The following is a 12,441-nucleotide window of genomic DNA, read 5'->3' on the forward strand; positions in this document are numbered from 1 at the left end:
TCAGTGTCGCGGCGACTTCCCGGCGCGGGCCTGCACGATCGCATCGATCAGCATGTCACCGGTCACCGGCTTGCGCAGGAAACCGTTGAATCCGGCCGCCCGCACCTGCTGCTCGGCGTAGGCATCCGAGCGTGCGGTCACCGCGATCAAAGGAAGCTCATAGCCCATTGCGCGCAGCTGTCCGGCAATGGCAATACCATCCAGCGCCGGCAGATCCAGATCGAGCAACCCGACATCGAAGCTCCCCGCAGCGACTTCGGACAATGCCGCCAAGCCGTGCAGCACATGCACCACGTCATGCCCACGGGTGCGCAGCAGCCCGGCGATCACATCGGCCACGGTGGCATCGTCCTCCACCAGCAGGATGCGCAGGGGCGGCAGCTGCGTGCGCGTCTCCAGGCCGGTTTCACCCGACGCCGCAGCCGACTGCACGGTCCACGGCAGCGGCAGTTCGACGGAGAAGCGGGCGCCATCGCCCAGCCGGCTGTCGATCCGGATGTGGCCGCCCATCGCCACCGCCAGTTCCTGGCAGATCGCCAGGCCCAGGCCGCTGCCGCCATAACGCGATGCGGTGCGAGGGCCATCGGCCTGTTCGAAGCGGTGGAACAACCGCTCCTGCTGGTCCTGGTTGATGCCCGGCCCCGTATCGGAGACCTCGAAGATGATCGCGCGCCCGCCGTCGAGCAGCTCGACGCCAAGGCCCACATGGCCATGCTCGGTGAACTTGATCGCGTTGCCGAGCAGGTTCATCAGGATCTGGCGCACGCGCATCTCGTCGCCACTGACCTGCACCGGACCGGGCAGGTTGAAGCTGCGCTCGAAGGCCAGGCCACGGTGATGGGCCATCGGTTCCATCAAGGCCTCGACCTGGTCCAGCAACGACATCAGATCGAACGGCCGCAGATCCAGTTCCAGTCGCCCAGCCTCGATGCGGGCCAGATCCAGCGCGTCGTTGACCAGCCGCAGCAGGTGTTTGCCGGCATGCTGGATCGAGCCGGCGTAGCCGCGCTGCACGTCATCCAGCGAGGTGGACAGCAGCAGTTCGCTCATGCCCAGCACACCGGTCATCGGCGTGCGCACTTCATGCCCCAGCGTGGCCAGGAACCGGCTCTTGGCCTGTGACGCCTGCTCGGCCAACTGTTGTTTGTGCACCGTCAGCTGCCATTGCTGGCGACGGCGCAGGCGCGCACGTGCGACGTACGCCAGCGCGGCGATCCCGATCAGGCCCAGCAGCGCATAGCCCACGATCGCCCAGCCACTGCGCCACCATGGCGGACGCACCTCCAGATCCAGCGTGCTGGGCGGCGTCCACGCGCCCTGCGAAGTCGCGGCCTGCACCTCGATGCGATAGTGCCCGGCGGGCAGGCGCGAGAGCAGGCGTTCGCCGTCGGCCGCCTGCATCACCCAGTTCTGGTCATAGCCGGACACCCGGTAGCGATAGCGGTTGCCGTGCGGGTTGGCGAATGAAAGCAGACGCGCGGACACGATCAGATCGCGGTCCTGCGGCCCCAGCACGATCGGTGCCTGCGTCGGCAGCATCTGCTGCCCTTCGGCATCGTCACGGCGGACCTGCACGCTGTCGATCACCAGCTGCGATGGCGGCAACAGCATGTCCGCCGCATCCGGATCGAAGCCGACCAACCCGGTCGCGGTCACTGCCAGGACACGACCGTCGCGTGTCTGCACCGGCGGGCGGTTGCTGAACTCCACATCCGGCAGCCCATCGCGTTCGCCATACAAGCGCAGCCGCCGTTCGGCGCCCTGCCAGCAGATCAACCCACGCGGGGTGGTTGCCCAGACCTGCCCGTGCCTGCCCAGCGCCAGCCCGCCCATCGACACAGCAGGCAGGCCCTGGGCAGCGCCGACACGTTCGCGCAGGCTCATGCTCAGGCCATCCCAGCGATAGCGCTCCAGCGCGCCCTGGCGTGCCAGCCACAGTTCATCCGGGCCGGTCCAGGCCGCATCGTAGATGCTGCCGCGGGAAACGCCCGGCACCTGCTCGAAGCGGCCATTGCGCCACCGCATCAAGCCCATGCTGTCGCCCATCACCCACAGCTGCCCACGCGGATCGAACACCATCTGTTCAACCGGGTTCTCGGTCAGCCCACGGTGCTGGTCATTGCGGATGGTGTCCAGCACGTTGCCCTGGGCATCCCGACGCTGGATGCCGAAGTTCATGATCGACAGCCACAGGTCGCCATTCGGCGCCTGACGGATCAGATCGATGCGTTGGCGCACGTCCGCCCCGCCACCGATCTTCCACTCGCGCAGCGTGCGCGTGGCGGGTTGATAGAGGCTCAATCGACCGGCGCGTCCGATCCACACCGCACCATCTTCGCGCGGCAGCAGCGACCACGCCGCGCCCACTCCGATCTGTTTGTCGTCGGCGATCTGGCGCAGCTGGCCCTGCGCATCCAGCGTATAGAGACCGTGCGCACCGGAGATGTAATACGTATCGCCCAGCGCTGCCGCGCCGAGCAGATAGGCGCTGTCCAATGGCTTGCCGTCGAGCTGGTACCAGCTGGAGAAGCGCTTCCAGTCTGGCGGCAGATACGCCAGCCCCTGGGTCAGCATCGCCACCCACAGTCCACCTTCGTGGTCCTGCAGCATGTCCAGCACGCCGCTGCGCGCGGTCAGGAAGCCACTGCCGGCGTCGCCGGCGAGCAGCCGCACCGCACTCGCATCGCCGCGGTACAGGCCATCAGCCGTGCCCAGCCAATAGCCGCCATTGCGGTCATGGATGACCGTGGCCGCACGCACATCGGCACTGAGCGTCCAGGGTGCGGGCCGGACCTGATCATCGGCACCGATCTGGAACAGCCCACCTTCGGTGCCCGCCCAGACCGTGCCATCAGGCTCACGGGTGAGGCGGAACACGCTTTTTCCACCGAGCAGGGCCGGCGCGATCCGGGTGAAGCGATCGCCATCCCAACGGGCAACGCCATTGGAAGTGCCTACCCAGACACGCCCTTGCGGATCGGCCAACAGACTGTAGATGGTGTTGTCGGGCAGGCTGCGCGGATCGTCCGGCGCGGCCTGGTACCTGACCAGCGTGCCGTCCTCGCTGCGGCGGCAGATGCCGTGCTGGTTGGTGCCGATCCACAGCGATTGCGCGGCATAGGCCAGCGACCAGAACTGGCCCTCGCACGCGGCATTGAGCTCGGGGAACCGCGCGAACGCGCTGCGGTCGGGGCCGAGCATGCTCAGGCCAACCCCATTGCTGCCCACCCAGACCCGGTCTTGTGGATCGATGAGCAGGGTTTCCACTTCGTTGCCGGGCAGCGAGCCGGGCGCGTCCGGATCATGCCGCCACACCCGCAGGCCAACGCCGTCCACGCGGGCCAGGCCATCATCGGTACCGGCCCAGATATAGCCCTGGCGATCCTGGGCCAGCGCCAGCACCATGCGCGACGGCATGCCCTCGGCCGCGCCCAGACGGCGCAAGCGTGGCGTTTCTGCCGATGTCCCTGCGGCTTCCAACACTGGCGGCACTGCGCACAACCACAGCCCCAACAGCACGATGCCTGCACCCCAGCGGCGCGTGCTCATCGATCCGGTCTCCCTGTTGGTGCGGATTGTCACACAGCGATCAGGACGGTGTCCGCATTCTGAGTCGGCTGCCGTGGATGGAACGGGCTGTTTCCGCCCTGGGCGAGCGAGACAGCACAGGCGGGCGGCGCTGTTGTCCGCCGCACCACGATCTGTTGCAGCCATGACGCTGCATCCGATGACGTGGCTGTGCGTATGATCGCCCCAGACCCTGATGGAGGCTGCGCCGTGCTCAAGCGCCTGACACTTTCCCTGCTGCTGGCCGCCACCCCGCTGCTCGCCACTGCCGCCCCCGACAGCTACCGCATCGATCCGGTGCATACCCGCGTGCTGTTCGCGGTGGAGCATGCCGGCTTCTCCCATGCGCTGGGCACCGTGTCCGGCAGCGAAGGCGTGCTGGTATTCGACCCGGACGACTGGCGCACGGCACGCCTGGAGGTCAGCGTACCGATCCAGCGGCTGGACCTGGGCGATGACAAATGGAACACCGCCACGCTGGCGCGCAACCTGCTCGACGGTGAGCGCTTCCCCCAGGCGCGGTTCGTCTCCACGCATGTCGAGCCCATCGATCCGACCCACGCCAACGTTACCGGCCAGCTCACCGTACGGGGGGTGACCCGCGAGGTCACGCTGGCCGTCACCCTCAATGCGCTCAAGCGCCATCCACTGCCGCCGTTCCGCCGTACCGCCGGCTTCTCGGCCACCGCCACGCTCAGCCGCAGTGCCTTCGGCGTGGATGGCTGGGCCTCGATGATCGGCGATGAGGTGCAGCTGCGGATCGAGGCCGAAGCCGTGCGTGATCGCAACGCCGGCGATCCTGCCGATGCCGCGCCCACCGATGCGCCGGGAACTCCGGCCGCGCCAATCGACTCAGATACCCCACAGCCGGTCCAGGAGACCACGCCATGACCGCCAAGAACACGCCGACCCGCTGGGGCGGTGTCAGCCAGACCCTGCACTGGCTGATCGCCGTGCTGATCCTCGCCCTCGGCATCGTCGGGCTGACCATGGGCGAACTGCCCAAGACCCCGAAGTACTTCTGGGTCTACACCATGCACAAATCGATCGGCATCACCGTGCTGGCGCTGGTCGTGACCCGCCTGCTGTGGCGCCTGTACGCCGGCGCACCCCATCCGGTCCCAGGCACGCCGACCTGGCAGGAGCGCATCGCCTCCGCCACGCATTGGCTGCTGTACGTGCTGATGTTCGGCATTCCGCTGTCGGGCTGGCTGTACGACTCGGCCAGCGGCCTGCGTCCGTTCCGCTGGTTCGGCCTGGTCGACGTGCCGAAGCTGAGCCCACCGGACGAACGCGTCACCCAGATCTCGCACGCCATCCATGAGTGGGGCTTCTGGCTGCTGATCGCCGTGGTCCTGGCCCATGCCGGTGCCGCGCTTTATCACCATTTTTACCAACGCGATGCCACGCTTGCGCGCATGCTCCCGCAGCGCTGGCTTGCCTCCCCCCAGAAGGATTGACCATGAACATCAAGCTCACCTCCCCCGCCGCGGTCGCCGCCGCCCTGGCCGGCCTGCTGGCCACCGCCCCGGTCCTGGCCGCCGATTACGTGCAGGCGCCTGGCTCGGTACTGGCCTTCGCCACCAAGTACGACGGCGAAGTGTTCACCGGCACCTTCCCGGGCTTCGATACGCGGATCAGCTTCGATCCGGCCAAGCTGGACGATGCCAAGCTGGAAGTGACCATTCCGCTGGCCAGCGCCAAGAGCGGCAACAGCGACCGCGATTCGACCCTGCAGGGCGCGGACTTCTTCAACGTGGGCAAGTTCGCCCAGGCCAAGTACAGCGCCACCAAGTTCCGCTCGCTGGGCAACAACCAGTACGCCGCCGACGGCACGCTGGAACTGCGCGGCGTGAGCAAGCCGGTCACCCTGACCTTCACCTGGACCCCGGGCGCGCAGCCCGTGCTGGCCGGCAAGGCCACGGTCAAGCGCCTGGACTTCGGCGTGGGCGGCGGCGACTGGGCCGATACCAAGACCATTCCGAACGAGACCGCGATCAGCACGAAGGTCGTGCTCAAAGCAAAGTAACCCGACCGGACGGGTGCCGGCCGGCTCGCCCAAACCGGGTAGAGCCGACCGTTGGTCGGCCTCCAGAGCAACGACGCCCGCGGTAGAGCCGACCGTTGGTCGGCTGCCAGGACGTCATCGCCGCCAGGGCAACCGACCAACGGTCGGCTCTACCGGATCCACGCGTCTACCGCCGCCACATCGAACGGCCAGTCCAGCTCGCGGCCCCGCGCATCGCGCAACACCGGCACCCGCAGCCCGTAGCGGGCCTCCAGCGCGGGGTCGTCATCGATGAACACACTGTCCAGATCGGCCACCCGGGCCTGCGCCAGCACCGTCAAGGCCTGGTCGCACAACTGGCAGTCATCACGCTGGTACAAGGTAAACACCGGCCCACCCACCTCGGAAAATGTTGCGCCGCAGCCAGAGCCGGCGGCACGAAGCGCATAGAATAGCGCTCCATCCGATACCCGCAGTTTGGCAATCATGGCTGTCAGCACGTTCGACGTTTTCAAGATCGGCATTGGCCCGAGTTCTTCGCACACCGTAGGACCGATGAAGGCTGCCGAACGTTTCGTGCACCGCTGGCTGCTCGATCCGGGCCATCTGCAGGACGTGGTGCGCATCCGCGCCGACGTCTATGGCTCGCTGGCCCTGACCGGCCGTGGCCATGGCACCGACAAGGCGGTGCTGCTCGGTTTGGAAGGCCAGCGCCCGAACCTGATCGATCCGGACATCATCCCCGAGACGCTCGAGCGCATCCGCAGCAGCAAGCGCATCCGCCTGATGGGCCAGCATGAGATCGCCTTCGACGAGAAGCGCGACCTGGGCCTGAACAAGCGCCAGAAGCTGCCGTACCACACCAACGGCATGCGCTTCACGGCTTACGGTGCGGACGAGCAGGTGATCGCCACGCGCGATTACTACTCCGTCGGCGGCGGTTTCGTGGTCAACCAGGATGACGCGGCCGATGACCGCATCGTGCCCGATGAAACCCCGCTGCCCTACCCGTTCAAGAGCGGCGATGAGCTGCTCGCGCAGACCGCCCGCAGTGGCCTGAGCATCGCCCAGATGATGTTCGAGAACGAAAAGTGCTGGCGTACCGAGGACGAGATCCGCGACAGCCTGCGCGAGATCTGGAGCGCCATGCAGGCCTGCGTGGAGCGCGGCATCCGCCAGGAAGGTACCCTGCCCGGCGGCCTGCATGTATCACGCCGCGCCCCGGCGCTGTACCGCGAACTGTCCTCCAAGCCGGAAGCGGCGATGCGCGACCCGCTGACCACGCTGGACTGGGTCAACCTGTACGCGCTGGCCGTGAACGAAGAAAACGCCGCCGGTGGCCGCGTGGTGACCGCACCGACCAACGGCGCAGCCGGCGTACTGCCAGCGGTGCTGCACTATTTCGACCGCTTCTGCCCCGGTGCCAACGAACAGCGTGTGTTCGATTTCCTGCTGACCTCGGCGGCGATCGGCATCCTGTACAAGGAAAACGCCTCGATCTCCGGTGCCGAAGTGGGCTGCCAGGGTGAAGTGGGCGTGGCCTGCTCGATGGCCGCCGGCGGCCTGGTCGCCGCGCTCGGCGGCAACCCGAGCCAGATCGAGAATGCCGCCGAGATCGGCATGGAACACAACCTCGGCCTGACCTGCGACCCGATCGGCGGGCTGGTGCAGATTCCCTGCATCGAGCGCAATGCGATGGGCGCGGTCAAGGCGATCAATGCCTCACGCATGGCCATGCGCGGCGACGGCAAGCACAAGGTCTCGCTGGACAAGGTCATCAAGACCATGCGCGACACCGGCCGCGACATGCAGGACAAGTACAAGGAAACCAGCCGCGGCGGGCTGGCGGTCAACGTCATCGAGTGCTGATCCACCGCCCCCGGCGGTAGAGCCGACCGTTGGTCGGCTGCTCCCGTTCGCATCATCGGCACGCCTGCACATCCGCTCGGATGTAGAGCCGACCGTTGGTCGGCTGCTCCCGATGGCATCGTCGGTACGCCTGCACGGCCGCTCGGATGTAGAGCCGACCGTTGGTCGGCTGCTCCCGGTGGCATCGTCGGTACGCCTGCACGGCCGCTCGGATGTAGAGCCGACCGTTGGTCGGCTGCTCCCGGTGGCATCGTCGGTACGCCTGCACGGCCGCTCCGGTACAGTCAGGACTTCCCCCGATGGAGACTGCCATGCGCATCCTGGCCGCCGCCCTGCTTGCCTGCCTGCCGCTGACCACCCTCGCCGCTGAGACTTACGGCCCGCGGCTGGAAGGCTTCGACTATCCGTACCCCGTGAAGATCTTCCGGTTCGAGTCCCAGCGCCAGCCGCTGGAGATGGCCTACATCGACGTGCCCGCCGGTGGCAAAGGCTTCGCCGGGACGGTCGTGCTGCTGCATGGCAAGAATTTCTGTGCGGCCACCTGGAAGGACACCATCGCGGCATTGAGTGCGGCCAGTTACCGGGTGATCGCGCCGGATCAGATCGGCTTCTGCAAATCGAGCAAGCCCGAGCGCTATCAATACTCGTTCGGCCAGCTGGCTGCCAATACCGAAGCGCTGCTGGAGCATCTGGGCTATGGCGAGGGCAAGCTGCACATCGTCGGCCATTCAATGGGGGGCATGCTCGCCGCGCGCTTCGCGCTGATGTACCCGCAGCGCACCCTCAGTCTCTCGCTGGTCAACCCGATCGGACTGGAAGACTGGAAGGCCAAGGGCGTGCCATGGCGCAGCATGGACGCCTGGTATGCGGGCGAGCTGAAGACCAGCTTCGACAGCATCAAGACGTACCAGCTCGACGTCTATTACAACGGCCAGTGGAAGCCCGAGTACGAGCAATGGGTGCGCATGCAGTCACGCATGTACGACGGCCCCGGCAAACAGGCGGTGGCATGGAGCCAGGCGCTGACCTCGGACATGGTGTTCAACCAGCCGGTGGTTCATGAGCTGCCCAGGCTGACCGTGCCAACCACGCTGTTCATCGGCCAGACCGACCGTACTGCAATCGGCCGCGATCTGGCACCGCCCGCCCTGAAAGCGACGCTCGGCAACTACCCTGCGCTGGGCAAAGCGGCGGCGGCAGCGATCCCAGGCGCCACCCTGGTGAGCTTCGAAGACCTCGGCCACTCGCCACAGGTGCAGGACCCGGACCGGTTCAATGCGGCACTGCTGAAGGCAATCTCACAACACGACTGACCTGCCCAGCCCCCCGGTAGTGCCACGCCATGCGTGGCAGCAGCCGTCCTCAGCGTTCTCCGCCGACGCAGCAAGCCCACCCCTGGCGCTACCGTGTGCCTTGCTGGGATCGCGCGGCAATCAGCGCCGCACGATCGCCAGCACGTCGTCCAGCAAGGCGGCGGCGGTAACCTCCGCCCCGGCGCCCGGCCCCTGGATCAACAGCGGCTGGGCGTGATACCGGTCGCTATGAATCGCCACCCGGTTGTCGGTCTGCGCGCCGCCGGCCAGCGGATGGTCGCGCGGGAGCACACGCAGCCCCACCGACGCACCGTCGTGATCGAAGCCACCGACGAAGCGCAGGCACCCACCTTGGTCGTTGGCCTGCTGCCAATACTGCTGCAGCGGCGCATCCAGCAGTGACAGTTGCGCCAACGCCTCGGCCGGCGGCAACGCGGCGAGTGCCTCCGGCACCAGCGAGGCGACCTGTACCTGCTCGGCACGCAACGCAATGCCGCTGGCGCGCGCCAGGATCAACAGCTTGCGTCGGACATCTTCGCCGGACAGATCCACCCGCGGGTCCGGCTCGGTGTAGCCGGCCTCGGCCGCCTCCCGCACCCACGCAGAGAACGGACGCTGGCCATCGTAATGATGGAACAACCACGCCAGCGAACCGGACAGCACGCCCTCCACGCGATGGATGCGGTCGCCGCCGGCGACCAGCGCGCGCAGGCTGCTCAGCAGCGGCAGGCCTGCGCCCACGGTGGCACTGTCGCCATAGCGCGCGTCACCCTGCTGGCCGCTGTCGGCGATGGCCTGCGCACGGGCCAACTGTGCGCCTTGGCCGAGCTTGTTGGCAGTCACCACGTGCACGCCCCGCGCCAGCCACTGCTCGTGCCAATTGGCTACGTCGTCACTGGCGGTCGCATCGACCACCACATCGCCGCGCTGCAGGCCCTCGGCTTCCGCCCACGGCTGCAATGCGACCGCACCGCGCGCGGCCAGATTGGCCTGTGCAAGCTCATCGGCAGGCGTCTGTTCGCAGGCGCGCGCCGTGCGTGAGTTGGCCAGCCACGAGAACGCGGGCAGCGTGACGCCGCGATCCTGCAGCGCGGCGTACCGTTGCACGAACGCGGTGCCGACCGTGCCGGTACCGAGCAGGGCCAGCTTGCGGTGGGCCCCCAGCGGCAGGTTCAGCACCGCGCTCATGCATCCACCTGTTTACGGCGCTGCACGTCGCGGTGCTGATCGATCACGACCTGGGCGCGTTCCAGCCCGGCCTGCAGATCGGCCACCAGGTCTTCCGGTGACTCGATACCGACCGACAGGCGCAGCAGCCCTTCGCTGATCCCGGCGTGCGCACGCGCTTCCGGGGTCATCGCCGCGTGGGTCATGGTCGCCGGATGCGCGACCAGGCTTTCCACGCCGCCCAGCGATTCGGCCAGGGTGAAGCAGCGCAGGCCATCCACGAAGGCGCGCACCGCCGCATGCGGATCCTCGCCCGGGCACGAGGCCAGTTCGAAGGACAGCATCGCGCCAAAGCCGCTCTGCTGACGGGCTGCGATGGCGTGGCCGGGGTGATCGGCCAGCCCCGGGTAGTACACGCTGGCGACTGCATCGCTGGCGGCCAGCAGCTCGACCACGGCCGCCGTGTTTTCCTGGTGTGCGCGCAGGCGTGCACCCAGCGTACGCAGGCCACGCAGGGTCAGGAAGGCATCGAACGGCGAACCGGTCAGGCCCAACGCGTTGGCCCACCACACCAGCTGCTCGTGCACCGCCGGATCACGCGCGATCACCGCCCCGCCGACTACATCGCTGTGACCGTTGATGTACTTGGTGGTGGAGTGCAGCACCAGATCGGCACCGAAGCTGATCGGCTGCTGCAGCGCCGGGGACAGGAAGGTGTTGTCGACGACTACCTTGGCACCGGCCTTGTGCGCGGCATCGATGACGAAGCGCAGGTCGGTGATGCGCAGCAGCGGGTTGGACGGGGTTTCGATCAGCACCAGCGTCGGCGACTGTGCCAGCGCGTCGGCCAACGAGCGCGGGTCGGTCAGGTCGGCGGTGATCAGGCCGAAGTGGCCCTTCTTCGCCAATGCGTTGAACAGGCGCCAGCTGCCGCCGTACGCATCGTGCGGCACCACCAGCGTATCGCCGGGCTGCAGCAGCGCATTGAGCACCAGATTGATCGCGCCCATGCCGGTGGAGGTGATCACCCCGCCCGCGCCGCCTTCCAGTTCGGCCAGCGCTTCACCGAGCAGATCGCGGGTCGGGTTGCCGCTGCGCGTGTAGTCGTACTGGCGCTTGTTGCCGAAGCCATCGAAGCTGAAGTTCGAGGACAGCACGATCGGCGGGGTCACCGCGCCGTGGGCGGTGTCACGGTCGATGCCGGCACGCACGGCGGCGGTGACGCGGCTACAGGACGGCTCGGTACCAGCGGAACGGCTCATGCGGTTTCTCCGGGGGATCGAAAAGCGGTGGCGAGGATCGCGTCGATGCGATCGGTTTCTTTCAGGAAGGCGTCGTGGCCATACGGCGAGCGCAGCACGCGCAGGCTGCCGCGCGGGCCCAGCCCCTCGACCAGGCCGACGCAGTCGGCCAGCGGGACCAGGCGATCGCCTTCCACAGCGACCACGACGGTCGGCACCTGGATGGCGGCCGGGTCGATGCGGTGCAGGTCGATGGATTCGGACAGGCGCAGGTAAGCATCGACCGGGGTGCGGGCGACATACTGCGCACCGGCGGCATCCAGATAGTCTTCGGCGGCAACGCGCACGCGGCCGTTGACCACTTCCGGCGCGGCGTCGAAGCGTTCGCCGAATTCTTCCGGCGTGCGGTAGCTGAGCATGGCGAACTGGCGCGCCAGCGACAGCCCGTGGCTCTCGGCGCACTGAAGCTGGCCCAGCGCAACCGCACGGCGCTGCAGCGCACGCCAGGCCGCGGCATACGGATGCGGGCGATGCGCACCGCTCACCGCGATCAACTTCTGTACGCGCTGGCGGTGACGGATCGCGAACTGCTGGCCGACCAGCGCGCCGTAGGAGTAGCCCACGAAGCACTGCAGGCGGGCGATGCCAAGATGGTCGAGCAGCAAGGCCAGCGCATCGGCCTGGTCGGCGGTATCGATCGGCAGGTCGAGCGCGCCGTCGGCGCCGATGAAATCGAACGCCAGGATGCGCAGCGAGGCCGGATCCAGCGCGCGACCTGCGGCCACCAGGCCCTCGGCCCAGCCCTTTTCGGGGAATTCGGCATTGGCCGCCACATGGCGGTGCGCGGAGATGCCGCCGGCCAGCACCACCACCGGCGCATCGGCACGGCCGACGCATTCGTAGCGCAGACGTACCGGCCGCGGTCCGCCGTGACGCATCGACAGCACCGCCGCGATATCGCCGCGCACGGCGTTCAGCCCGGCGTCGACGGGGACGCTGAGCGGGGCGAAGGAGTCGGTGGCGACAGGGGCGGCGGTGGCGAAGCGCATGGCGGTATCCAAAGTAGGAAAACGGCCATCGAGCTTTCGCGGAGCTCGCGTTCGAAGCGCACGTACGGTGCACGGTTCGAACCATCTTTCGGAAGACACCAACGGTCTCCGCAGGATTTGGCACCTACGCAGGTCGCTTTCGCGTCTGCGGGCTGCCCCGGCTTCAAAGGGCCTGTCCCTCTGCCGGTCTCGATGGTGGAGCCACGATGCCAGCGCTCCCGGCCCAT

General features: G+C 67.7%; 10 protein-coding genes and 1 riboswitch. Of the genes, 5 read left to right on the forward strand and 5 right to left on the reverse strand.

The window, feature by feature from the left end:
* Complete coding sequence (locus ABE472_RS09770) at window positions 1-3,549, reverse strand: ATP-binding protein (RefSeq protein WP_346466098.1); 3,549 nt, start codon at window positions 3,547-3,549, stop codon at window positions 1-3.
* A gap of 195 nt (window positions 3,550-3,744) precedes the next feature.
* Here ABE472_RS09770 and ABE472_RS09775 point away from each other — a divergent pair, with 195 nt between their 5' ends.
* From ABE472_RS09775 to ABE472_RS09785, 3 genes are read left to right on the forward strand one after another with little or no spacing between them, the layout of a single operon-like run.
* A complete protein-coding gene (locus ABE472_RS09775) occupies window positions 3,745-4,458 on the forward strand; it encodes a YceI family protein (protein ID WP_313210970.1) in 714 nt (237 codons plus the stop codon).
* Window positions 4,455-5,027: a cytochrome b gene (locus ABE472_RS09780; protein ID WP_313219756.1), complete on the forward strand. Its 573-nt coding sequence runs from the start codon at window positions 4,455-4,457 to the stop codon at window positions 5,025-5,027. The genes ABE472_RS09775 and ABE472_RS09780 overlap by 4 nt, the downstream gene beginning before the upstream one ends.
* A 2-nt stretch (window positions 5,028-5,029) precedes the next feature.
* Window positions 5,030-5,596: a YceI family protein gene (locus ABE472_RS09785; RefSeq protein ID WP_019186059.1), complete on the forward strand. Its 567-nt coding sequence runs from the start codon at window positions 5,030-5,032 to the stop codon at window positions 5,594-5,596.
* A gap of 149 nt (window positions 5,597-5,745) precedes the next feature.
* Here ABE472_RS09785 and ABE472_RS09790 read toward each other — a convergent pair whose 3' ends face one another.
* Window positions 5,746-5,964, reverse strand: coding sequence for a glutaredoxin family protein (locus ABE472_RS09790; RefSeq protein WP_313210975.1), 219 nt, complete (start codon window positions 5,962-5,964; stop codon window positions 5,746-5,748).
* A 97-nt stretch (window positions 5,965-6,061) separates the two neighbouring features.
* Here ABE472_RS09790 and ABE472_RS09795 point away from each other — a divergent pair, with 97 nt between their 5' ends.
* Both ABE472_RS09795 and ABE472_RS09800 read left to right on the forward strand, forming a co-directional pair.
* Complete coding sequence (locus tag ABE472_RS09795) at window positions 6,062-7,444, forward strand: L-serine ammonia-lyase (RefSeq protein ID WP_123730460.1); 1,383 nt, start codon at window positions 6,062-6,064, stop codon at window positions 7,442-7,444.
* A 311-nt stretch (window positions 7,445-7,755) separates the two neighbouring features.
* Window positions 7,756-8,757: an alpha/beta hydrolase gene (locus tag ABE472_RS09800; protein WP_346466099.1), complete on the forward strand. Its 1,002-nt coding sequence runs from the start codon at window positions 7,756-7,758 to the stop codon at window positions 8,755-8,757.
* A 120-nt stretch (window positions 8,758-8,877) separates the two neighbouring features.
* Here ABE472_RS09800 and ABE472_RS09805 read toward each other — a convergent pair whose 3' ends face one another.
* Genes ABE472_RS09805 through ABE472_RS09815 form a run of 3 tightly spaced genes read right to left on the reverse strand, consistent with a single transcriptional unit; the run spans window position 8,878 to window position 12,214 of the window.
* The gene (locus ABE472_RS09805) at window positions 8,878-9,945 is read right to left on the reverse strand and encodes a homoserine dehydrogenase (RefSeq protein WP_346466100.1); all 1,068 of its coding nucleotides are present in this window, start codon (window positions 9,943-9,945) and stop codon (window positions 8,878-8,880) included.
* Window positions 9,942-11,186 (reverse strand): O-succinylhomoserine (thiol)-lyase, encoded by a 1,245-nt coding sequence (locus tag ABE472_RS09810; protein WP_313210980.1) that lies wholly within the window; start codon window positions 11,184-11,186, stop codon window positions 9,942-9,944. Before ABE472_RS09810 ends, ABE472_RS09805 begins: the two co-directional genes overlap by 4 nt.
* On the reverse strand, window positions 11,183-12,214 hold the full coding sequence (locus ABE472_RS09815) for a homoserine O-succinyltransferase (protein ID WP_313219753.1): 1,032 nt from the start codon (window positions 12,212-12,214) through the stop codon (window positions 11,183-11,185). The genes ABE472_RS09810 and ABE472_RS09815 overlap by 4 nt, the downstream gene beginning before the upstream one ends.
* Before the next feature lie 78 nt (window positions 12,215-12,292).
* Window positions 12,293-12,413: riboswitch (SAM riboswitch) on the reverse strand.
* Window positions 12,414-12,441 lie beyond the last annotated feature (28 nt).

It is taken from the genome of Stenotrophomonas sp. TWI809, from assembly GCF_039673205.1.
Lineage (GTDB): Bacteria > Pseudomonadota > Gammaproteobacteria > Xanthomonadales > Xanthomonadaceae > Stenotrophomonas.

Bases quoted from the DNA above. Each gene is read 5' to 3' on its own strand.
- ABE472_RS09770 (WP_346466098.1), bottom strand. From the start codon at position 3,549: ATGAGCACGCGCCGCTGGGGTGCAGGCATCGTGCTGTTGGGGCTGTGG.
- ABE472_RS09775 (WP_313210970.1), top strand. From the start codon at position 3,745: ATGATCGCCCCAGACCCTGATGGAGGCTGCGCCGTGCTCAAGCGCCTG.
- ABE472_RS09780 (WP_313219756.1), top strand. From the start codon at position 4,455: ATGACCGCCAAGAACACGCCGACCCGCTGGGGCGGTGTCAGCCAGACC.
- ABE472_RS09785 (WP_019186059.1), top strand. From the start codon at position 5,030: ATGAACATCAAGCTCACCTCCCCCGCCGCGGTCGCCGCCGCCCTGGCC.
- ABE472_RS09795 (WP_123730460.1), top strand. From the start codon at position 6,062: ATGGCTGTCAGCACGTTCGACGTTTTCAAGATCGGCATTGGCCCGAGT.
- ABE472_RS09800 (WP_346466099.1), top strand. From the start codon at position 7,756: ATGCGCATCCTGGCCGCCGCCCTGCTTGCCTGCCTGCCGCTGACCACC.
- ABE472_RS09805 (WP_346466100.1), bottom strand. From the start codon at position 9,945: ATGAGCGCGGTGCTGAACCTGCCGCTGGGGGCCCACCGCAAGCTGGCC.
- ABE472_RS09810 (WP_313210980.1), bottom strand. From the start codon at position 11,186: ATGAGCCGTTCCGCTGGTACCGAGCCGTCCTGTAGCCGCGTCACCGCC.
- ABE472_RS09815 (WP_313219753.1), bottom strand. From the start codon at position 12,214: ATGCGCTTCGCCACCGCCGCCCCTGTCGCCACCGACTCCTTCGCCCCG.